Source organism: Mesorhizobium yinganensis (assembly GCF_040081985.1).
GTDB lineage: Bacteria > Pseudomonadota > Alphaproteobacteria > Rhizobiales > Rhizobiaceae > Kumtagia > Kumtagia yinganensis.
The window spans coordinates 1-21,757 of the sequence record NZ_JBEBMH010000053.1; the positions used below are offsets into that span (position 1 = coordinate 1).

Sequence of the window (21,757 nt, forward strand, 5' to 3'; positions counted from 1 at the left end):
CGCCCGCCTCGCCGCCCGCTACGACCCGCATCTCAGCGCCTTCCACGACAGGTTGCACAAGGCCGGCAAACCCAAAATGGTCATTCGCATCGCGCTCGCTCGCAAACTGCTCGTCATCCTCAATGCAAAAGCACGCGACGCGCGAAACGAGTTCGCAAATGCAACTTGACACCAAAGATAGTCGCTCACCGGCCCGGCTGTATGTCATCTCCGCCTCGACGCCATCGACGACGAGGCGATAGCGCCCCTTCGACGGGCCATCCTCGCGCTCGACCTTTTGGTCGCCGGCCGGGGGCGCGGGCTTCGCAGTTTCGGCGTCGGGTCGGCGGACCTGTCCCGGCGCCCCATGCGCGCATTCTAGGAGGCCCCGGTCCCATCCGCCTAGGTCGGCCGCCGCCTCGTAGGTCGAAACGAGGAAGGCCATAAGAGTTTCGTCGGGATCGGCGGCGGACTGCACGGCATCGTAGGGCAGCATGAATTCCGACAGGCCCTCGTGCCAGAACGCCGCTTCGGGGCGGACCGGTGCCGCCCGATAGCCGCCAGGCGCCGGATACGCGTAGGCGTAGAAGGCAGGATAGTCGATGCCGTTGCCGCCCGGCCAGAAGCCCGCCGAGGACACCTCGCGGTCATATGCCTCCTGCGCCACGTCGTCGGGCAGGGCTGGGATATCCGCCGGATGGAGTGGTGCGCGCCGACCCGAGAAGCGCGTGACCGCCAGATCGAGGGCGCCCCAGAACAGGTGAACAGGACTGGATTTGCCGAGGAAGGACGTGCGGAAACGGCTGAACACCCTGTCGATAGCGACTAGCGCCTGATGAAAGCGACGGACGGCATCGCGGTCATAAGCCCGGTCGCGATCATCTTCGGCGAACGGCAGCGGGAAAGGCACTTCGTTCGGCTGGCCGTTGAAAGTCGGGGTGCCGCCGAGATCCGAGATCAGTTGCACGAAAGTGGCATGGAAATTGGCGACCGTCATTGGGCCGAGATCGAACGATGCCATACGACCGTTGCCGCAGGTGCCCACAACCCTGTGTTCGCGAAAGTCGAACAGGATCTCGATGCCCGGACCGTCAGGTATAGGCGAGGACGCCAGGCCCTGGGGCGTGACATAGAAGGTCGCGTTCCAGGAGTGGTTGAGCCACGGCGTGTGCGCCAGTCGGTACTTGCCGGCGATCTGCAGATAGAGATGCAGCGCCGAGCACGTTTCCCGCCAGCCGAGATAGTCAAGTTGCGGCCAGTTGCTCATGGTCGTTTCTCCAGGCTCGTTCCGGTCAGTCGGGCAGGGGGATGTGCTCGTTGCGATCGTCGGCAGGCAGGTCGAAGCGCCCTTGTCCCCAGTTCGCGGCGCGCCATTCGGCCTTGGCGAGTTCTATGCGCTCCTGCGACGAGGCGACGAAGTTCCACCAGATGTAGCGTGGCCCGTTGAAGGTCGCGCCACCGAGGATCATCAGCCGTGCGCCTCGGTCTCCGGCGCCCACAGTGATGCGGTCGCCCGGCCGGAACACCATCATCTGCCCTGCCTCGAAGTCCTGACCGGCAACCGAGATCGAGCCTTCGACGATATAGATGCCGCGATCTTCGTGATCGTCCGGCAACGGCAGCCTACTGCCTGCTAAAAGCTTTACGTCGGCGTAGAACGTCTCAGAGAGCATCGTGGCGGGCGCGACCTTTCCGTACGCAGTTCCAAGGATCAGCCGAACCGAAACGCCGCTATCCTCGATGACAGGCAGCGTCTGTTCGCCATGATGCTCGAAGCTGGGAGCCGCATCCTCATGGCTTTCCGGCAAGGCCAGCCATGTCTGGATCCCGAACAGGCTGTTCGGACCGCTCCGGGCCGTCGCCGACGTGCGCTCCGAATGCGTCACCCCGCGCCCAGCAACCATCCAGTTCAGCGCGCCGGGCATGATGATCTGGTCGGCGCCGGTGCTGTCGCGGTGATGGAAGTCGCCCCGAAACAGGTAAGTCACCGTGCCGAGCCCGATATGCGGATGAGGCCGCACGTCCACCCCCTGACCGGTAAGAAACTCGGCTGGCCCGGCCTGATCGAAGAAGATGAACGGCCCAACCATCTGACGCTTCGGTGCCGGCAGGGCGCGCCGGACCTCGAAACCACCAAGATCGCGCGAGCGTGGTACGATCAGGGTGTCGATTGCGTCGGGGCCAACCTCGCCAGGGCAGCCCAGTTCAAGTGATGGGCTCCAGCTCATGCGCCTTATCTTCTTTTAGATTTAGGGTGCGCCGCACCCTGCCGATGACCGATTTCAATGAAAGCAACCCGCGCGAAATGGAAGAGCGCCCCGACGAATGCGTAAACTGGCGAGTGACTCGCTGCGCTACTAGCCCCGTGTCGCGTCAAGCTGTGTCGCAGCAAGTGGAACGTGCCAATTTCGTGAGGTTCAGCGGTTCGGAGGAGCGTGACGGTCGAACGCAATCCTTTGACAAGGCTTCGTCTCATTCGTGTTTAACGGTCGATACCCCAAAGGTCCGGGTTCCGTTTGAAATACTCAATCAGCATCTCGGTGAGTACCCGCACTTTCCGTGTTGGATACTGACCCGGCGGGCGGACGACATACGCGGCCCCCGGAGGTACCGGATAGCGTGTCATGATCGGGACCAACGCGCCGGAGGCCACATATTCATATGTGATACAATCGGGGAGCCAGCCGATGCCGAGACCTGCCGCCGCCGCGGCGGCGAGCGCCGTGGCGCTATCAGCCTTGAACCTGCCCTGCGGCTGGACCGTAACGATCTTGTTGCCATCCATGAACTGCCAGGTTTCCGTTCCCTGCATGAGGGCCTGATGGGTGACGAGTTCGTCCGGGGTCTCGGGTAAACCGTGCGCTTCGATATAATCCGGGCTTGCGACAAGCTTGCCATGGAACGGCCCGACGCGCTTCGCGATCAGGTTGGAGGCCTGAAGGTAGCCAGCCCGGATCGCGCAATCGAAACCCTCTGCGATGAGGTCGACGAAACGATCGCTGTAGGAGGTATGAATGTGAAGCCGCGGGTGCTGGCGCGCCATTTCCGCGAGCACTGGCGCGAAGTGGGTCGGGCCGAAAGTAAGCGGCATGGCAACCCTCAGGCGGCCGCGAAGGTCGCCGGTTGGGAGGATCGTTTCCCTGGCGGTGTCGATCTCGGCGCTGGCTCGGGCCGCGTGATCCCTGAACGTGATTCCGGCTTCCGTAAGCGCGGCGCCGCGGGTCGTTCGTGCAAGAAGCTGGACACCAAGCTCCGCCTCGATCCGAAAGAGCCTCCGGCTGACGATTGACTTGGAGACGCCGAGCCGGCGCGCAGCGGCCGAGACGCCCCCGGCATCGGCCACTGAGACGAATGTCTGCAGGTCTTCGATGTCCATTCCGGCGTTCCTTATTTCGCGACGCAGTTTGCCTGACTATGGCACTACCGCATCAGCAAAAGGAACAGCAAATTGCATCCGGCAACGTCGCCCGCTGGCGCATGTCTCCCGTGAACCGTTGGCCGTGCATAGCGGCAGAGAAAGGAAGTCTTCGATGACCCCTCGTAACGGCCTTGATTCGCTTCTTCGCCCCGAAGATTCGGTCCTCGTTCTGATTGACCATCAGCCGTACCAGCTCGCGAACCTGAACAGCCACGATCCGCAAGCCGTGGTCAACCTCACGACCGCGCTGGCGAAGCTGGCAAAAGCCTTCAATGTTCCGACCATTCTAACCAGCGTGATCGCGGCGCGCGGTGGACTTCTCTTTAGGCAGATCACCGACGTATTTCCGGACCAGGAAGTCATCGATCGTACCTGGGTGAACACCTGGCAGGACGAGAATGTGGTGAACGTCGTCAAGGCGACCGGCCGCAAGCAACTTATCATCGCCGGCCTGTGGACCGAGGTTTGCGTCGCGATGCCCGTCATCCAGGCCGCCGGCGAAGGCTGGGACGTTACCGTGATCACCGACGCGTCGGGCGGGATTTCGAAGGAGTCTCATGAAGTTGCCATCCAGCGAATGATCGCGGCCGGCGCGAACGTAATGACCGTGATGGCGCTCGCTGGCGAATGGCAACGCGATTGGGCGCGCACCGAGCATGTCGAGGAGCTGACCGAGATCCTCATCCAGCACTTCGCCGGCAGCGGCATCGCGTATCTTTGGGAGCAGCAACTCCTCAACACACCAGTAGCTGGCTGATCCCGGCCGGATGGGCGCAATCTGTGAGGGTCGGAATCGATCCATTTGCCGGCCCTCGCCGCTCTCAGCTCACAGAGAAGCCTTCTACCGAAACAAATCCGCTCATACGCGGCGATTGCGTGTGATCTCACCCGCCGCCTTTTGAATGACTCACGGAGTTCTCGATGCATCCCACGCTTTAGCCGCGGCGACGGTTTGCGGCGGACATTGGAGCGGCTACGAAGAGAATGATAGAGGTCGGGCGTCCAGCTGTTGCCAGTGCGGGTAGGTGACGTAAGCCGTCACGGCACCCTCCTCGTGGGAGCGTATTGTCACCTTGTCGCCTTTCTGCATGGCGACGATCTCGCCGGGACCTGCCGTCACCGAGCCGTGGTCGTCGGAGACCGTGAGCTTTCCTTCGAGGATCACCATCGTGTCGTGAACGGCCATGGTCTCCTCCAGGGTCTGGGTCGGACCGTAGCGTCCGAAACCGATGGTTACCGGCCCGCCATGACGCTGGTCGAGAAGATTGCCGGCAAAGATGTCGCCATCCTGCCCCGGCGAGCGTTCCATCGGTGCGTCGGCAATGGCGAATTTGTGAATGGGCATGGATTGTCTCCTTCGTGATGGGATGTTGGACAACGGAGGCGTACCTGAGGTGGCACCGGAATGGCTGCTACTTGCCCACAATGCCCAGGACCAGACGGTCGGTTTTCGGCCCGAGGCTGTGTGAAAACAGACTCCTCATCGGGAGCACAGAATATTGTTCTCCATTAGTACGCTTGGAAACACCCAAACGTTTATGCAATTCTCGCCTAGGCCGATCTGGGAATGGAATTCTTCATCCCAGGCTCGACGTCGAGTTTTCACACAGCCTCGGCCCCAAAGCGGCCGGTCGGCAGCGCGCCTTATCTTCGCTGTTGTGGCTATTAGCCGGCGGCTATCATTCGCAAAGGTCCAGAACAATGCGGCGGTGTTCGATATAGCCGATCACCAAATGTCGCTCAGGCAGCTATCTTCATCGACTTTGCCAGTTGTTTGATCGCCGGTTCCAGCGGCCGCTGACCATTATCATAGTCCTTCCATGCCGTGGTTTTTGCTAGAAGGCCAGGGACTGTGCGAAGAGTGTAGCGCTTGGGGTCGAGATCGTCTTTGACCTGATTCCAGGTAATCGGCATCGACACGGTGGCACCGGGCCGCGCGCGCGGCGACAGCGGCGCGACAGCCGTCGCCATGCGATCATTGCGGAGATAATCCAGGAAGATGCGGCCGTGCCGCTGCTTCTTGGCCATCTTGATCAGGTAGAGTTCGGAATTGTCGCGCGCCATCTGCAGACAGACGTCGTGAGCGAAGCCTTTGGCCTCCGGCCACGTCAATTTGCTGCGCTTTGCCACGGCGAGCGGGGTAACGACGTGCAGCCCCTTGCCGCCGGTGGTCTTGCAGAAGCTGACGAGACCGAGTTCGTCGAGGCGGTCACGCATCTCCTTTGCCGCTTCGACAACTCTTGAGAATGGCACATCCTGGCCGGGATCGAGGTCGAACACAAGGCGGCCCGGTACCTCGGGCTGCTGTGGTGCACAGTTCCACGGGTGCAACTCTACACCACCGATCTGGGCGACGGCCACCAGGCCCTCCACACGGTCGATCTGGAGGTAGGGCTTCTTGTCGCCGAACACCGTCACCAACTCCAGCAGATTGGAGGTGCCAGGCATGGCATGACGCTGGAAGAATTGCTCGCCGCCGATCCCGTCCGGTGTTCGGATGAGTGAGCATGGCCGGCCCTTGATATGCTCGATCAGCCACGAGCCGACCGCCTCGTGGTAGCGGGCGAGATCTTCCTTGGTGACGGGCTTGCCGTCGTTCGCGTCGGGCCAGAGCGGTTTGTCCGGGTTCGAAATCAGCACGCCCATGACATCGACCTTGCCGCCCCGACGGGCGGGTTTCGATGACGGTGGTGGCCCCGGCTGAGGTACCTCGGTCGTTATGGGAAAAGCGGGCTTCTCTGCCTCGACTTCCGCTGCCGGCTTGTCCTCTCGCAGTCCTTTGAAAGCGCCCTGGCGAACAAGCCCGTCTGACGTCCAGCCGGCGAACTCGATCTCGGCCACCAATTTAGGCTTGAGCCAGACTACCCCGGGTTGCTTCTTCGGCGCGCCGATCCCGGTGAAGGGCGACTTCGCCGCCTCCATCGCCTTCAGCTTCGGCAGCAGTTCCTTGACCCTGGCAGCCCCGTAGCCGGTGCCGACGCGACCGACATAGACGAAGTGGTCGCCGCGGTTGACGCCGACCAAGAGGGAGCGGAATTTGCCGTCGGTCGTCGCATAGGCGCCTATCACCACTTCATGCCCGGCGCGACACTTGGATTTCACCCATGTTTCCGTGCGGCCGGAGACGTAGCTCGCATCGGCGCGTTTCGACACAATCCCCTCGAGAGACAGGCGGCAGGCCGAGCGCAGGACCGCCTCGCCGCCGGTCTCGAAATGTTCGACGAAGCGAAGGCGATCATCCTCGCCGGCGTTGGATAAGAACTCCTTCAACCGAGCCTTGCGTTCGCTCAGCGGGAGCGCGCGTAGATCGTCGCCACCTTCGAACAGCAGGTCAAAGGCGAAATAGACGAGTGCATCGGTCTTGCCTTCAGAAAGAGCAGCCTGCAACGCAGCGAAATCTGGGGCGCCATTATCATCCAGGGCACATATTTCTCCGTCGACGATAGCGTCCGGCAGATTGCCGGCGGCTTCCGCGATGGCCGGATATTTGGCAGTCCAGTCGAGCCCCTTGCGGGTCTTCAACGTCGCCTCGCCAGCAGCCACACGCATTTGGATGCGGTAGCCGTCGAACTTAATCTCATGCAGCCATCCGTCCCCCGATGGCGGACGCGCAAGGGTTTCGCAAAGCTGAGGAGCGATGAAGTCGGGGAGATGAGCGGTCGTGACGCTACTCCGTTTCTTCTTTCCCCGCGCCTCTGCCTTGCGCTCTTCGGCGGCAAGGCCGGTGCGGCTGTCCCAGACAGCATCTGCCTCCACGTTGCCGCCCTGCAGCATGAAAGGCTTCGGCTTGCGACCCTTGCCGCCGGCAATTGCCTCCATGGTGCGGCCCGAGGCGACGGAAGTGTCATTCTTCTCAAGGACCGCAGCGCCGTTTTTCTCTACCGCGAATTCATCGCGATGCTTGATCAGCAGCCAGTTTGTGCGCTTGCTCCGTTCCCGGTCGTGGGCCATCCGGACCAGAACGAAGCTTCCGTGCAGACGCTCGCCCTCAAGCGTGAACTTAAAATCGCCCTCCGCAAGAGCCTGCTCAGGGGTCTTCTTGCCTTCCGGCTCCCAATAGCCTCGGTCCCAAAGCATAACCGTCCCGCCACCATACTGGCCTTTCGGAATCGTCCCTTCGAAGTCGCCATAGTCGAGCGGATGATCTTCCACCTCGACCGCGAGCCGCTTGTCATGCGGATCGAGGGAAGGGCCGCGGGTCACAGCCCAGGATTTGAAGACGCCATCAAGTTCGAGCCGAAGATCGTAGTGCAGCCGCGTTGCGTCATGTTTCTGAATGACGAAACGCCGGCGATTCGATGGCTTAATCGACTGCTGTCCGCTCGGCTCCTTTGTCTGCCGAAAATCGCGCTTGGCCCTATATGTTGTGAGTTTATCGTTTGCCATCGGTCTCCCCGTCAGGAAACACGCCGTTCCCAGAGCAGAAAGTCAGAGGGTGAGTACATGTTCCCCCTCTCATTCAATCTGGACTTTGGCGCTTGAGCGGCAACCACGAACATCGCAGCGAAGGGCCTAAACAAACCCCTGCAGAACGAGCGGCCTAACTGCAACCCTCCCCAAGTCTGGCGGTGACGTCCGCGAGCATCGTCCTAAATGCCGGATAGCAATTGAACCGGAAGAGTCCGGCGGCGTTGTTCGAAAACCGAATCCGGAATGGAGAATGGAGATGGCCAGCTCTGCAACCACGCGCGGACGCAACCAGGATCGCGCGAAGGTCGCCGGCGAACAAGATCACGAGGTCAAATACGAAGCCCGAAAAACCGGCGCCAGCAAGACCGAAGTCAAGACCGCCGTAAAGTCGGTTGGCAACAGCCGCAAGAAAGTCGAAGACAAGCTAGGCGTGAGCCGCGCGAGCCCGCAAAACGGGCGCGTCGTCCGAGAAGCCGACCAGCTTTGAGCAAATTGGAGGAAGGCCTGCGGTTCGGACCGCTCCGCGGGCGGTGGGTGCACCTCTGCGTTGACATGCAACGGATGTTTGCCGAACTGACGGAGTGGCATACCCCTTGGATAGAACGGGTCTTGCCGAATGTCGTAGCGATCGTCGAGCTTGATCCAACCCGCACGATCTTCACCAGATTCATTCCTCCTCAATCTCTAGACGATGTCGCGGGCGCGTGGAGGCGGTATTATCGCAGATGGGCAACGATGACGCGCGATCGGCTTAACACACAACTGATTGATCTTGTTCCTGACCTGGCCCGTTTCGTTCCACCGGCAGTGATTGAGGACAAGCTCGTGATGTCGGCTTGGCACGGATCGTTGCATAAACGCCTGCAGTCGGCCGGCGTCGACACACTCATCGTATCGGGAGCCGAGACGGAGGTCTGTGTCCTTGCTTCCGTGATGGGGGCCATAGACCTGGGGTATCGCGTGATCATTGTTGCCGACGCGATCTGCTCCGGAGCGGACTCCACGCACGACGCCATGCTGGCCATCTACGAAAGCCGCTTCGGCATGCAAGTGGAGACGGTTACCACTGCCGATCTCGTGGCGGCGCGCATCGATGGAATGTTTTGAGGAGGAGTGAGGGCGGCCTTTCCTTCACGCGTGGCCGCTGACCTGCTGGTCGATGAACGCGAGCTGTACGCAATGCATGCATGGGGAACGTCGCCCTTGCAGCTTCCTGAACCTTCTATGCTCCCATGCATTGAGGGGCATGACCGAAAGTGCGGACGATAAAAAGCCCGATGTCCTCGTCGTCGACGACGAGATGATGCTGAGGCTTTACGCCTCCGATCTCTTGGAGGAAAAAGGGTTTTCGGTAATCGAGGCATCCAATGCCGACGAGGCCCTCAAGCGACTGGAAGAGTACCCGGGCATCAGGCTTTTGTTCACCGACGTGAACATGCCTGGCGAGCTGGACGGCCTCGACCTAGCGCATGAGGTGCACCGCAGGTGGCCGAACGTGCTTCTCGTTGTGACCTCAGGAAAGGCGGAGCTCGGCTCCGCCGACCTGCCGGACGACGGACGCTTCATTCCAAAGCCTTATGACGAAGAAGCGCTTATCGCCGAGGTGAAAGGCCTGATCGAGCAACATCCTGAACGGGCAGGAGAACCACCTGATGAAATGCAATGACATCGGGCGTTGCGTAGCCTAGTGGTTACCGAAAATGGGTAATCAATTGGCTGCCTTATCGCGCAACAACGTCCACGTGTGGGGCCACGGCGAGCGCGCCCCAGACAGCTACCACGACACGCATGGTATTCCTGCGGGCCACTGAACGGCGGCGCTACGAACGGGAATTGATTGAAGCGCGGGCGGCAGCCGACGCTGCACGTGGCGAGCTGGAACAGAGCCTTGCGGCAGAACGTGAGGTGGCCAAGTTCCGCGAGCAATTTATCGCTGTCCTTGGGCACGACCTCCGCAACCCGGTCGCCGCGTTCAGCGCCGGCGCCAAGCTTCTTTCCCGCCAAACGTTGGACGACAAAAGCCGTAACATCCTTTCTGTGATGCGGGGAAGTGTGGTCCGTATGGGCGGGCTGATCGACAACGTTCTTGACTTCGCGAGGGCCCGGCTTGGTGGAGGGCTGAAAGTCGAAATTGACAGGACCCAGCCTCTTCGCCCCGAGCTGGAACAGGTTATCCGCGAGTTCCAGGCGGTCCATACGGACCGGGAAATATGTGCCCGCTTCTCATTTGCCGATCCCGTCGACCCGGCACGGCTTGCCCAGATGTTCTCAAATCTGTTGGGCAATGCTCTCACGCACGGCACGCCTCACACACCCGTCGAGGTCTTTGCCAGTTCCAACGATGTCGCGTTTACACTGTCTGTGGAAAACGCCAGCGAGCCCATTCCTGCTGATTTGTTGGAAAGCCTCTTCCAGCCCTTCTTTCGAGCCAAGGCCTCGGGCCATGAGGGCCTGGGCCTTGGTCTATTTATCGCGTCAGAGATCGCGCGGGCACATGGCGGCACCCTCGATGCTAGCTCAGCCGGGGGGAAGACTCGATTTACTTTCCGCCTACCGTTTGCAGGCGTGCCGGCGCAAGCTGCCCCGCCTGTGTAGCGGTACTACCGCCGGTCCCTATCCCTCGACAATCTTTCAGAACGCTCATCTTCAATCTCGACCTCGGTGTGCCGCACGGTGTCGGAAACCGTCTTGGAGCGCTCCACACTCTGACGGCGCAGGCCGATTTCCTCCGTGACGCGGGCTTCCTTGGATATCACGGCTTCTTCCGTGTGCTCCTCGGCCTCTATCACTTTTTCGGTAAACATGTGATCCGCCGCTTCCACCGCCCGGGCGAGGTTGTAGGCGGCGACGAATGCCAGGACATGGGCTTTGAGGCTGTCGATGTCGTCGTGATGGAAAGCCTTGATGCATCCTTGACGGTGCGGTTCATCCGTTCGGCCTGTCCGTTTGTCCAGGGGTGGTAAGGCTGGGTCAGTCGATGCTCGATGCCATTGGCCATGCAGACCCGGTCGAAGATGTGCGGACCGAGGAAACGTCGGCTGGGCCCGTGACGGTTCTTGGGCAGGTCGGCGAAGGCGATGATGGTGCCCGACGCATCTGATTTGCCGCGCGAGCGACCGAGTGCCTGACCTTCCTGCCCCCCTTGGCCCTTCCTCTACCGTCCATTTAAAACTGAACGGGTGCTGTCAAGTCCGGCAGCTCGGCTACCGTTACAAAGTGTGCGCACCATTCCTATCCGGCCAAAGCGTCTATATTGTATGCATAGGGTGGGAACTTCACATAGTTTAGGAGCTGCGAGAGCGCGTCAGCCTGATCGTCGTTCTTGCCCACCGGAAATGCCAGCATCTCCGACTTGAAATCCTGCAGCCAGCTTGCCTTTATCGGAACGTGCACCGCTCCTGCCTCAATGAGCGAGGAACAGGCGCTCATGCGCACCTGCTTGTCGCCGTCCGGAAGGACGGCGCGAACCGGGATGCGGTCATGTCGGAGATCCTGAACGAGGCTTTGACCCGACCCTTTGTCTTCGATCAGAACCAGGCTCGCCATTCCTGCCGCTTTCGAACAATAGTCTTGCGTAGAGCAGGATATTCGAGCCTTTCCCTGTGAACGTCCAGGATCCAGACCATTCCGTTTGAAACCATCGCGGTGACACCGACCGAATAATCCGAGAGTTCGGTTGCCTTCGAGGCGGTATCCCAGCTTTGAATGATCCTGTCACCATAGCGGCGTTCTGGGGGCCGCTCGTAGGTGACAAACCAGTCCCAGGGGATCATGTTGCCCCCTGCAGGAACGGGCGCCTGTTGATATTGCGCCGAAAACGCAATTGATCCGAGCGATCGGCGCAACTCGTCGAGGACGCTTTGCGGTTCACGCTCGGGGTGGAGCAAGTCACCAACCTGCCTTACGTGAAACGACCCGGAGCCGGTTTGGATAGTCTGCACGTCCTCGGCTACCGCGGGCAAATTGAGATGCGTCCACTCACCTCGTGATAGAACATGCCCTGCAAGGTCATCCTCATGCAGACGCTGCATTACGATGATTATCGAGCCTGCCTGCTTGTCGTCCAGGCGAGAATTCAGTGTCTCGTCAAACCAGGTGTTGACGCGATTGCGGCCGGCTTCCGACGCAGCATCCTGGGCCTTCATGGGATCGTCGATGATAAAGACATCGCCACCGCGACCGGTCAGCGATCCTCCAATCGTCGTCGCCAACCGATATCCGCTTCGGGTCGTCCAGCTTTCCGTCTCGGTGTCCTTTCGACCGTCAATAACCGTTGACGGGAATAGTCGTCGATACCACGGAGCTCGGAGCAGACGGCGGCAGGCGTTTGCGTGTTGGACCAGAAGGTCGGATGCATAGCTTATGCAGACGACACGCATGCTTGGATTGCGGCCGAGCAAATACGCAGGAAAGGCGACCGAGGCGTAGGTTGATTTCAGACTGCGCGGCGGCAGGGTAATTAGCAGTCGCCGGCATCGCCCTTCTGCGACTTGGTGGAGATGCCATGCGATGGCTTCCAGGTGCCAGTTATGCGTAAACTTGGCTGCCGGGGAGAGCTCCCGGAAGGCGCGTTGCGTGAAAGCGGCAAGATTGTTTCGCAAGATCGCTTCATAGATGCGGACCTCCGAGGGCACGTTGGTGGAAGCAATGTCTCCAGGTCCTCGACCATTACTTTCGGCCATATCTTTCCATGATCTCACGGTCGTCGTCGACCAGGTGCTCGGTTTGAGTTCCGACGTCACTTTCGGCCACGGTCATTCCCGCATCGCGTGCCTGGCTAAAAGCCTCCCGAACAGCCCGAACATCGCCTTGGAGGGCGTTTGCCAGGTTCGTTCGAATAAGCGCTTCCTGTTTGGTCACGCGCTTAAGCCGTCCATTCTCTTTGATTTTGATTGGCTCGTTCAGAACCCGCTTCACGATCGCGGCGTGGCTCTCGTTCTTTTTGGGACGGCCTTTCGGATTGCCGGTCTGTCCAGGTTGAAACCGTGTTGAGACTGGAGGCCGTGCGTAACCGACCTGGTATTCGGGACCCCGGGGGCCCTCTTCCGCCGCATCTTCTTCTGCCGGCGCTTCTTCGACCGGCTCGAAATCGGACTCGATCATGGTCTATCCTCTCCAATTAACGGTTCCGGCGGCCGCGACCACGGGCTTCGGATTTTCGTGGCCTTGCCCAGTGATTCCGAGACCGATGGCGTGCCAAATGCCTCGTCAATGGCTACGGCCGTCTCGCTTTGCCGGCGGAGCTCAACCTCAGAAAATGTCTCGCCGGTTGCAGCTAGGACCGCATCGTCCTTCGCATAAGCCTGCCAGCGGCGAACTGCCGTGTCGCAATAGATTGGATCTATCTCGATCGCCCTTGCCTTGCGTCCAACCTTCTGCGCGGCGATCAGGACTGTGCCGGAGCCGGCAAATACATCCAGCACAATTCCGCCACGCCGCGAGCAGTCGCGCATTGCATCGGCAATCATCGCGACAGGCTTCACCGTCGGGTGCATCGCAAGCTCTTCGCGCGCCTGTTTGGTTCCTGTGTTTACACCGCGATACGTCCAGACGTTTGTCCGCGCGCGGCCATGCTGCCCCAGTTCGAACGTGTTGATGTGTGGCGCGCTGCCGAGCTTAAACACATAGATCAACTCATGCTGGGATCGATAAAACGATCCCATTCCTCCCTGATCCTTGACCCAAACGATGAGGTTCTTCAGCTCGCCAAAAACCTCCTCGCCGACATCCTGGAGGTCGCGTCCATGGCGCCAGTCCATGAACAAAAAATGCAGGCTCCCTTCCTTGCTGGCAGATGCTACCCGGCTGAGCACCGTGCGAAGAAACCCCTTGAATTCGATGGGCGACATCTCGCCGGATGCCATAGCGAACTCCCGGTGCTTGATTTTGCCCAGCCCTCCGACGTGACCGTCTATACGCACGTTGAAGGGCGGATCGCTTATGACCAATTAGGCCGTCTCGACGACCCCGCCCATCCCCAGCAAGGAAGAGTAGACATCCACGTTACGCGCATCGCCGCAAATCAAGCGATGATCACCCAGGGTCCAGATATCTCCAGGCTGTGTCACCGGAACCGTTCTCCCGGACAAGGGAGCATCGGCATCGTCTCGCGTCTCGCTGTCGAAACGGTTTCCTCCGATCTCGATGATGGCCTCCACCTCCCCTTGGGAGAAACCGGTCACAGCCACATCAATCTCGCTGGCCACAGTCAGCTCGGAAAAAACAATGCTCAGCAGCTCGCTATCGAATGTTGACAGCGTGGCGAGTTGGTTATCGGCTACAATGAAGGCCTTCATCTCAGCCTCTGTCATTGAACCTGCCCGGATGCAGGGAACCTTTTCCCAACCGAGCAATCTAGCGGCGTCGACGCGACAATGCCCTGCCAGAATGACTTCGTCATCGCTGACGAGCACCGGCACCTTGAAGCCGAAGCGTTTTATGCTGGTTGCGACCTGACGTATCTGCTTTGGACTGTGTTGCCGAGGATTACCCGGGAATGGCTTCAGAGCGGCGATTGGCAGGTAGACAAGGGTGCTGACATCATGGCGCATGGCGGCGATCCTTCGCTTCGAAGCGAACTATACCATCAGTTTGCCATCGTTTGCAATGAATTACAGTTCAGTTGACACGGTACGCGAATTTGTGCTGTCACGCCCTACCCAGTTTGCAGATTTACCATCTCTGCAAACGTTGACACTACTTACAAATATGTGCATTTACTTAACGGAAAATCGGCAGGGCTCGCCGCGCAGAAGCGGCGAAAAGCAGCCCTTTCGCCACCGTAAAATCAACAAATCTATGAGTTGTTGAGGAAACACATGCGGCTGCGACGGTGATCTGAGCAGATAGAAGGCGCCGCAGTTGCAGCTTTGCCCACACCGCGAGCTGCGATCGCGCTGCTGTGCACGGGAGCCCGTCATGTTGTCCCTCATATGCGGCGGGCTCTACTCGTTCCAAAGCGTGATCGTCTCGGCACTGGATGGTTACGAACAGGGTGCTCTTGTGCTTAAGACACGATTGGAGATTGCAGGTGGCAAAAGAGCGTGACGGGCGCGCGGCCCTTGTTCAGCGCCTGGTCCGAGACACGGGCATAAGTGAGCAGCAAGCTAGAGAGCTGATCGCAATGCTGGGTTGGAGCTGGTCGTCGCTCGTTCTCGAGGCAGGTCTGCTAAAGGCTGCTCGCTGATATTTCCGCCTATGTGTCATTGTTTATTGCACCTGCCCTGAGAAGGGTATTTGATGCGTGAGTTGCCGGCCAATTGCACGGGCGCCGGCACTTGGAAGAGCCTACAGACGCTTTCGCCCCATACGAAGGCGAAGCCATGGGCCTCAGCTCAGAATGTCCCATTTGTGAACCGAACAATGTCCAAATGGTCGACGCTATTGGATCTTGGTTAGTGCGCGTCGTCCAGATTGGCAGGCAAGTTCGCCTGGCCGATTTCGAACTCGAAAGTTCCGCCACTGCATTCGCTGGTGGGCAGACAATACGCCTCGGGCTCCCAGCTTTCGAACGGGTCTAGCGGCTTCATAGCCAGTCGGCCAGGTCGCGAAAGCGCTGTAAGTGCGATGAGGCATGGGCATCGCTAGCGTTGTCCAGACGGTCGGTATCGTCCATGTCGTCATCCCAAGCCCATGACGACCCCCTGGAGATATCAAACAAAGAGGGCGGCCCTTACGCTGCGGCTTTACGCCCCGCAGGGCCACCCTCTTCGGCCCACCGGCGGATGATCAATGTAGCAAACTGCCACATGACCCATGTTGCGCTAGATCAATTCTTTAGGCGAACGCGGTGCACGACACACCGGCATCAGCGAGGATCAGGCTCGCATCCCCATGCGACTTGGGCTTCAACAGGTCTTCGCTCGAGCGGGAAGCCCGCATCATGCGGAAGGCTCTCATTCCAGCTCCAGTTCCCGCCGCCGAATACCTAGTAAGATGCGCAGCGTGCGCATTGTGTCCGCGGCTTCAAGCAGAGCGGTGCTGATGTCGGCATTCGGCAACAGGTCGATGGATTTTGACATCTCGTCCAGACAGAAGGCGACGTCGGGTTCTTTATCGGCACCACGGGCCGCCTGCGGCTTTCGGTGGCCCTATCCTTCGTTCGCCAGGCTCCTGACTTATGGAACGAACACCGCGTCGAGCGGTTGATATCGCGCTGCAACATGAGTCGGTTGATCCGCATTGTCTTGCATGCCAAACTGTAGGTGCACTTTATGACCAATCATCGTTCCGTTACCCCGCGTGCCAATCGCAGATCTGGCGGATGGATGAAAAAACCCGGTATCGTTCCTACTACCGGAGCGAGCCTCTACATTGCCGGTGCTGTAGCCGGCTCGATTGCGCTTGCTGTCGCCGCCTACGCCAATCACCGACTAGCGCGTAAGGCGGAGCGCCAGAACCCTCCTCAGGGAAAGTTCGTGGATATCGACGGAGTGCGTCTGCACTATGTGGAGCGAGGCAGTGGCGACCCTCTCGTCTTTCTGCATGGAAATGGCAGCATGATACAGGATTTTGGCTCCAGCGGCCTCATCACGATGGCATCGAAAACGTATCGTGTGATCGCATTTGACCGGCCCGGGTATGGACATAGCGGTCGGCCGCGCAACGTTATCTGGACAGCTCAAGCACAAGCCGAGCTGATCGAAGCCGCATTGCGGAAGATCGGGATAGCCAAGGCTATAATAGTCGGGCACTCGTGGGGGTGTTCGGTCGCGGTCGCTCTGGCGCTGGCCTATCCGGACAGGGTGACAAGCCTCGTGCTGGCCTCAGGGTACTATTTCCCGACGGTGCGTGGGGACGTGGTGACCCTATCTGGTCCAGCTATCCCGGTGATTGGAGACGTGATCCGTTATACTATCTCGCCACTGCTTGCCCGTGTCGCATGGCCTCTGCTTATGCGCAAGATTTTCGGACCGGCGCCTGTGCCTGAGAAGTTTGAGGAAGGCTTCCCCAAGGAGATGACATTCCGTCCTTCGCAGATTCGCGCCAGCGCAGCGGAAAGTGCTCTGATGATCCCCGGGGCCATGGCGGCGATTGATCGGTACACCGAACTCAAAATGGGCGTCACCATCGTTGCTGGGGAACAGGACCGGCTTATCGATACTAGGGGTCAGTCCGCGCGGCTGCATGCCGAACTGCCCCGCAGTACCTTTTATTGCGTGCCGGGAGTTGGCCACATGGTTCATCAGACTGCCCCGGAGGCGGTCATGGCCGCCATTGATGAGGCTGCCTCAGCCGCGTGACTTTGCAGCCGTTTGAGTTAAGTGAAAATGCCTGCAGGTGCCCATGGCCTGAGAGGGGGTGTCAAACGGCGTTCAAAACTGACCCCGGATCGGCGTCCAATTTTGACCCCCTCCTTGGGCACGACGAGCAGCGCTCGCGGGCGTAGCTGGTCAGGGTTGCGCAGCCCGGCGAGCGCGGATGGGCTTGCGGTGTTGATCAGGCGCGGTTCTTGAAGCGCCAGGACTCGTTGCCGGTCTCGATGATCTCGCAGTGATGGGTGAGCCGATCGAGCAGCGCGGTAGTCATCTTGGCGTCGCCGAAGACCGATGGCCATTCGCCGAAGGCCAGGTTGGTGGTGACGATGATCGAGGTGCGTTCGTAGAGCCTACTGATCAGGTGGAAGAGCAACTGACCGCCAGCCTGGGCGAAGGGCAGATAGCCGAGTTCATCGAGCACGACGAAGTCGAGCCGGGTGAGATAGTCGGCGATGCGGCCCTGCTTGCCGCCGCGGTGTTCTGTCTCAAGCCGATTGACCAGATCGACGACGTTGAAGTAGCGGCCCCGAGAGCCGTTGCGGATAAGAGCACGGGCGATGCCGATGGCGAGATGCGACTTGCCGGTTCCTGTGCCGCCGATGAGGACGGCGTTGCGCTGGTCGGCAACGAAGGTGCCATTCGCGAGATCGCGGATCAGCGCCTCGTTGACGGGTGTGCCGTCAAAGTCGAACTCCTCGATATCCTTGGCCAGCGGCAGCTTGGCGACGGTGAGCTGGTATTTGATCGAGCGGGCCTGCTTCTCGGATATCTCGGCCGAGAGCAGGTCGCCGACGATCCGTGGCGGTTCGTGCTGGCGCTTGATGGCGGTCGCCATGACCTCGTCATAGGCGCTTCGCATTCCATAGAGCTTCAGCGTTCCCATCAGGTCGAGAACCTGGGTGCGTTCCATCAGCTTGCCCTCCTTAGGCTGTCGTAGCGGGCGCAGTCGGCCTGCGGCTCGTGCTGCAGGCGAAGTGCGTCCGGGGTGAGGATGGTGACGGCCGGCGCCGGATCGCGCCGGCGGGCCAGGATATTGAGGATGACGGCGGCCGAGCAGACATTCTGGGAAAGCGCCTGCTGGCAGGCCGCCTCCACCACGTCGAGGCCGTCGCTCAGAACCGCCGTCAGGATCGCCACTAAACCGCTCAACATCTTGCAAGGATACGTGAGAAGGGCTGCACTCAGGCTCAAGGTTACCTATTCAGCGGACCAGTTCCCCCTCTTGCAGTGCTACCCGTCGTATCGAAAATTCAGGACCGCGCTCGTGGGTTCGCTGGACAGTTGTGCCCTAAGCGATCGCTGTGAAGGCAACAGAATCCCGCATTTCTCGCGAAGCCATGGCGGTTGAGTGGCGATTGCGGGTTAACCGTCTCCTGCCAATGTATGCTTTGTGGTCCACGGCATCCTTGACCGACCCCAGCTATGGTTCAGGCGTAAGACCGTATGTCCGCCTCTGTCGGTGAGGTGGCTCGCCCTACACTGCGCGTCCGAGGGTTGCTCGGGCTGGCCGAGCCGATCCTCATGGCAGGAGGACGAGCCGTGGCAGATTATAGAGAAGCATTTGTCGGAATCGATGTCGCGAAGCTGAGGAACGCTATCGCGATTGCGGATTCCGGCCGGGAGGGAGAAGTTCGCTTTTTCGGCGAGGTCGACGCGTCGGACCAGAGCATGCGCAGCGTTATTCAGCGGATCGCCGGCAGGTTCGATCGAGTCCATTTCTGCTACGAAGCCGGGCCGACCGGTTATGGTCTCTATCGGCTGATCCGATCGCTCGGCCACGAATGCATGGTGGTCGCCCCGTCGCTGATCCCGAGGAAGCCTGGCGATCGGGTGAAGACAAACCGGCGGGATGCCCTTGCGTTGGCTCGCCTGCTGCGCGCCGGCGAACTAACGGCGGTGTGGGTTCCTGATGAAGGTCACGAGGCCATGCGGGATCTCGTCCGCGCCCGGGCGGCTGCGGTCGAGACGCTTCGTGTCCACCGACAGCATGTGAGCGCCTTCATGCTCAAACACGGGCGTGTCTATCCTCGCAAAAAAGGCTGGACGATGCGCTATCTACGCTGGCTGCAAGAGCAACCGTTCGATCACCCCGCGCATCAGATCGCGCTTCAGGAAATGGTCGAAGCGGTCCGCGTCTCGAAAGAGCGCGTCGAGCGGCTGGAGCGTGTGATCGAAGAGTTCGTTCCGGCTTGGTCATTGGCGCCGATCGTGCGGGCGCTGCAGACACTGCGCGGCGTAGAGCTGATCGTCGCCGTAACATTCGCCACCGAAGTTGGCGACGTGCAGCGGTTCGAGAGCCCGCGTCAACTCATGGGATATCTCGGCCTCGTCCCCGGAGAACGATCGACCGGCGAGACAGTCAGACGGGGCGGCATCACCAAGGCCGGGAACGGCCGCGTCCGCCATATGCTGGTCGAGAGCGCCTGGACCTACAGGCATCCGCCGAGGGTCGGCGCCAAGAAGCTATACCGTCTGGAGCAAGCATCGCCAAAGGTGCGAGATATCGCCTGGAAGGCGCAGACCCGGCTGACGACCCGATATCGGATGTTGAGCGGGCGGGGCAAGAAGACAACGGTGGTTTGCACAGCGATCGCCCGAGAGCTGGTCGGCTTCATGTGGGCCGTTGCAAGGGAAGCGCACACGATCAGGTCGTAGACCGCTGCGACGGCCTTCATCTCGCGCATAGGCGGAGGCGGGACCACGGCAGGGGAATGCCCGTCAGACGCTTTGTGCCCGGCAACATGGCCGACGCCCGCAGTAAGATAGGAACAGCCCCGGACGCACAATCGGGAATGCGGTAGCCAACCCGCGCATCAGAGCTTGATCACCGACGTCCTTCCGTTCCGCCTCCACCTATGTGCGATCATCAGAATGAGCAGCCGTTCCTCGGAACGGGCGACCTCCTACGCTCGAAACCTTGACAGCGGACATCAGAGCGCTGTTCCGACCGCACCTTTCGCGGGTGGCGGTAAGCCGCGATGTTCGGAGCCTTTGAAGGCGTCGACACATGACGATTTCAGAGCTTAGGCTTAAATCCAGGGACGAGGAGCCGGTCCGTCGGCTGGAGCTCTTCACCGGCGCGGGTCGGCGACGTGAGTGGCTGCCGGAGGAGAAGGCGCGGATCGTGGCGGCAAGCTACGAGACCGCCGTGAGCGTGAGCGCGGTGGCTCGCCGATATGCACTATCCCCGCAGCAACTGTTCGCCTAGCGTCGAGCCGCCCGTCTGCCGTCGGCGGAACCGGCAGGACCGGAACCGCTGTTTGTTCCGGCGGTGGTCGCAGAGCCGAAGTCGGAGCCGGGAATGCGGCCGGCGAAGCAGCGGAAACGGAAAGCCGCTTATGATGCCGGCGTGATCGAACTTCAGATTGACGGTGTCGCCATGCGGGTTGATCCTGGGGCCGACGCCAGGACGATCGCGGCGGTGATCCGCGCACTGAAGGGCACGTCGTGATCGGCCCGACCGGCGCCGTGCGCGTCCCTGAAGCGTCAGCGGGGCGGAACCAAGGACTGCGCTTTTGTGGCTGGTTGCCGGAAAGGTCGACGGCAGCCAGCAGGAGCTTCAAGTCGTGCGGTTGAAGAGCGGGGCCATCCACTCGGCGCGTCTCGACATGTGCGAAGGTTTCGCCCCTGCCAGCGAGGACCGCATCGTCCTTGGCAAAGGCTTGCCAACGGCGGACTGCGGTGTCGCAATCAATAAGATCGATCTCAATCCCGGGCAACGGGGCCGACCTTCTCTGCTGCAACGAGCAATGTTCCAGAAGCAGCAAATGCATCGCCGCGACCCCGCGGAGGGCGCGCGCGTAATAACTTGGTGGCCAGCTCTGGCGTTAGGCCGCGTGGGACGAGGTAAATGGGGGGCGACCCGAAGGAGCCGCCCCAAAATTTCGCCTCATGCGGCTTCGTCCTGCTCTTCGACAGCGCGTTCATTGACACCGCTCTCGCCCAACGCAGTCAACGCCTCATCGGTAGCCTTTTCTTCCTCCAAAGTTGCCGAGAGGAGCTCGGCGGCGTCAGTTCGGCCGAGCAGGCCTGCCCAAGTAATAAGCGTGCCATATCGGGCGATTTCGTAGTGTTCAACGGCCTGCGCGGCGGCGATCAACCCCGCATCGAGGGCCGGCGAGCCGCCATACTCTTCAAGAATTTCCGACCCTTCTTCAAGGATGCCGTCGATCGCCGGGCAGGTCTTGCCTCGTGCGGGTAAATCCATGCTTTCGAATATCTGCTCCAGGCGATCAACCTGCCCTTCGGTCTCGAGCCGGTGCTTTTCGAACGCTGCGCTCGCCTCCTCCGAGTCAGCACCCTTCGCCAGCTTCGGCAGCGCCTTCAGGATTTTCTTTTCGGCGTAATAGATGTCCTTCAGTCCGTCGAGGAAGAGGTCTTCCAGTCCCTTGCTCGAGGCTTGCGAGGACTTCTTCGTCGGCGATGACGAGGGCGATTTCCGTGTGGATGCGGATTTGGTGGACTTCGTAGAAGTTGCCATTTTGGTTTCCGTTGATTTGTAAGCGCCCGGTCATGACCGCCTTCCGTAGTGGTGTTCGGATCGGCTAACGATCGGGCTCGGGATGCTGAAGATGGTGTCCATGAGTGGGGCTTAATGGACACGATCCCGTTGGACGGAATGATTGGCGGGGATCTTCGGGGCGAGACAGCGCCCGCACGCCGGCGCAAGTCCTATACCCTCGAAGAGAAGCAG

20 protein-coding genes and 5 pseudogenes are annotated in these 21,757 nt (G+C 60.4%); 10 read left to right on the forward strand and 15 right to left on the reverse strand.

All coding sequences use genetic code 11. The features are described from left to right. Positions 1–169: pseudogene (locus ABMA59_RS35500) on the forward strand (IS110 family transposase); the annotation flags it as partial. Here the strand turns inward: ABMA59_RS35500 and ABMA59_RS35505 are convergent. From ABMA59_RS35505 to ABMA59_RS35515, 3 genes and pseudogenes are all read right to left on the reverse strand, one after another. Further along, positions 170–1,246: pseudogene (locus ABMA59_RS35505) on the reverse strand (DUF5996 family protein); the annotation flags it as partial. 25 nt (positions 1,247–1,271) lie between these two features. Beyond that, positions 1,272–2,207 (reverse strand): pirin family protein, encoded by a 936-nt coding sequence (locus ABMA59_RS35510; RefSeq protein WP_349010064.1) that lies wholly within the window; start codon positions 2,205–2,207, stop codon positions 1,272–1,274. 254 nt (positions 2,208–2,461) lie between these two features. Next, positions 2,462–3,355, reverse strand: coding sequence for a LysR family transcriptional regulator (locus ABMA59_RS35515; RefSeq protein ID WP_349010065.1), 894 nt, complete (start codon positions 3,353–3,355; stop codon positions 2,462–2,464). Positions 3,356–3,509: 154 nt separating this feature from the next. Between ABMA59_RS35515 and ABMA59_RS35520 the strand changes: the two genes are divergently transcribed. Further along, on the forward strand, positions 3,510–4,154 hold the full coding sequence (locus ABMA59_RS35520; protein WP_349010066.1) for a hydrolase: 645 nt from the start codon (positions 3,510–3,512) through the stop codon (positions 4,152–4,154). Between the two features lie 216 nt (positions 4,155–4,370). Here the strand turns inward: ABMA59_RS35520 and ABMA59_RS35525 are convergent, their stop codons facing one another. Together ABMA59_RS35525 and ligD are read right to left on the reverse strand one after the other, a co-directional pair. Next, complete coding sequence (locus ABMA59_RS35525) at positions 4,371–4,742, reverse strand: ethanolamine utilization protein (RefSeq protein WP_349010067.1); 372 nt, start codon at positions 4,740–4,742, stop codon at positions 4,371–4,373. Positions 4,743–5,137: 395 nt separating this feature from the next. Further along, positions 5,138–7,783, reverse strand: coding sequence for a DNA ligase D (gene ligD, locus ABMA59_RS35530; protein WP_349010069.1), 2,646 nt, complete (start codon positions 7,781–7,783; stop codon positions 5,138–5,140). Between the two features lie 280 nt (positions 7,784–8,063). Here ligD and ABMA59_RS35535 point away from each other — a divergent pair. The 4 genes and pseudogenes from ABMA59_RS35535 to ABMA59_RS35550 all read left to right on the forward strand — a co-directional run. Continuing rightward, positions 8,064–8,237 (forward strand): annotated as a pseudogene (locus ABMA59_RS35535) (DUF3606 domain-containing protein); the annotation flags it as partial. Positions 8,238–8,341: 104 nt separating this feature from the next. Continuing rightward, positions 8,342–8,914, forward strand: a complete 573-nt coding sequence (locus tag ABMA59_RS35540; protein ID WP_349010083.1) for a cysteine hydrolase family protein — start codon at positions 8,342–8,344, stop codon at positions 8,912–8,914. Positions 8,915–9,053: 139 nt separating this feature from the next. Continuing rightward, the gene (locus ABMA59_RS35545; RefSeq protein ID WP_349010070.1) at positions 9,054–9,473 is read left to right on the forward strand and encodes a response regulator; all 420 of its coding nucleotides are present in this window, start codon (positions 9,054–9,056) and stop codon (positions 9,471–9,473) included. A 122-nt stretch (positions 9,474–9,595) separates the two neighbouring features. Then, a complete protein-coding gene (locus ABMA59_RS35550) occupies positions 9,596–10,402 on the forward strand; it encodes a sensor histidine kinase (RefSeq protein WP_349010071.1) in 807 nt (268 codons plus the stop codon). 5 nt (positions 10,403–10,407) lie between these two features. Here the strand turns inward: ABMA59_RS35550 and ABMA59_RS37485 are convergent. The 7 genes and pseudogenes from ABMA59_RS37485 to ABMA59_RS35590 all read right to left on the reverse strand — a co-directional run. Further along, positions 10,408–10,832, reverse strand: a pseudogene (locus tag ABMA59_RS37485) (YsnF/AvaK domain-containing protein); the annotation flags it as partial. Between the two features lie 206 nt (positions 10,833–11,038). Beyond that, entirely contained in the window at positions 11,039–11,353 is a 315-nt protein-coding gene (gene terL, locus ABMA59_RS35565; RefSeq protein WP_349010072.1) for a phage terminase large subunit, read from the reverse strand. Further along, complete coding sequence (locus ABMA59_RS35570) at positions 11,335–12,489, reverse strand: terminase (RefSeq protein ID WP_349010073.1); 1,155 nt, start codon at positions 12,487–12,489, stop codon at positions 11,335–11,337. The genes terL and ABMA59_RS35570 overlap by 19 nt, the downstream gene beginning before the upstream one ends. Further along, positions 12,476–12,910 carry a DUF5681 domain-containing protein gene (locus ABMA59_RS35575; RefSeq protein WP_349010074.1) on the reverse strand — a complete coding sequence of 145 codons (435 nt, stop codon included), beginning with the start codon at positions 12,908–12,910 and terminating at the stop codon, positions 12,476–12,478. The genes ABMA59_RS35570 and ABMA59_RS35575 overlap by 14 nt, the downstream gene beginning before the upstream one ends. Then, positions 12,907–13,755, reverse strand: coding sequence for a DNA-methyltransferase (locus tag ABMA59_RS35580; protein WP_349010075.1), 849 nt, complete (start codon positions 13,753–13,755; stop codon positions 12,907–12,909). Before ABMA59_RS35580 ends, ABMA59_RS35575 begins: the two co-directional genes overlap by 4 nt. Continuing rightward, positions 13,756–14,358, reverse strand: a complete 603-nt coding sequence (locus ABMA59_RS35585; protein WP_349010076.1) for a ParB/Srx family N-terminal domain-containing protein — start codon at positions 14,356–14,358, stop codon at positions 13,756–13,758. Positions 14,359–15,702: 1,344 nt separating this feature from the next. Beyond that, complete coding sequence (locus tag ABMA59_RS35590) at positions 15,703–15,828, reverse strand: hypothetical protein (protein ID WP_349010077.1); 126 nt, start codon at positions 15,826–15,828, stop codon at positions 15,703–15,705. Positions 15,829–16,074: 246 nt separating this feature from the next. On the opposite strand from ABMA59_RS35590, the gene ABMA59_RS35595 reads away from it, so the two are divergent. Beyond that, a complete protein-coding gene (locus ABMA59_RS35595; protein WP_349010078.1) occupies positions 16,075–17,049 on the forward strand; it encodes an alpha/beta fold hydrolase in 975 nt (324 codons plus the stop codon). 196 nt (positions 17,050–17,245) lie between these two features. On the opposite strand, the gene istB is transcribed toward ABMA59_RS35595, so the two are convergent. Both istB and ABMA59_RS35605 read right to left on the reverse strand, forming a co-directional pair. After that, the gene (gene istB / locus ABMA59_RS35600) at positions 17,246–17,974 is read right to left on the reverse strand and encodes an IS21-like element helper ATPase IstB (RefSeq protein ID WP_349010079.1); all 729 of its coding nucleotides are present in this window, start codon (positions 17,972–17,974) and stop codon (positions 17,246–17,248) included. Then, positions 17,974–18,204 (reverse strand): annotated as a pseudogene (locus tag ABMA59_RS35605) (IS21 family transposase); the annotation flags it as partial. The gene istB and the pseudogene ABMA59_RS35605, both read right to left, overlap by 1 nt. Positions 18,205–18,585: 381 nt before the next feature. Here ABMA59_RS35605 and ABMA59_RS35610 point away from each other — a divergent pair. The 3 genes from ABMA59_RS35610 to ABMA59_RS35620 all read left to right on the forward strand — a co-directional run bounded on the left by ABMA59_RS35610 (position 18,586) and on the right by ABMA59_RS35620 (position 20,515). Further along, entirely contained in the window at positions 18,586–19,719 is a 1,134-nt protein-coding gene (locus tag ABMA59_RS35610; protein ID WP_349010085.1) for an IS110 family RNA-guided transposase, read from the forward strand. Between the two features lie 352 nt (positions 19,720–20,071). Next, positions 20,072–20,272, forward strand: a complete 201-nt coding sequence (locus ABMA59_RS35615) for a transposase (protein WP_349010080.1) — start codon at positions 20,072–20,074, stop codon at positions 20,270–20,272. A gap of 93 nt (positions 20,273–20,365) precedes the next feature. Beyond that, positions 20,366–20,515 (forward strand): hypothetical protein, encoded by a 150-nt coding sequence (locus ABMA59_RS35620; RefSeq protein ID WP_349010081.1) that lies wholly within the window; start codon positions 20,366–20,368, stop codon positions 20,513–20,515. A gap of 438 nt (positions 20,516–20,953) precedes the next feature. On the opposite strand, the gene ABMA59_RS35625 is transcribed toward ABMA59_RS35620, so the two are convergent. After that, the gene (locus ABMA59_RS35625; protein ID WP_349010082.1) at positions 20,954–21,544 is read right to left on the reverse strand and encodes a YciE/YciF ferroxidase family protein; all 591 of its coding nucleotides are present in this window, start codon (positions 21,542–21,544) and stop codon (positions 20,954–20,956) included. Between the last annotated feature and the right edge of the window lie 213 nt (positions 21,545–21,757).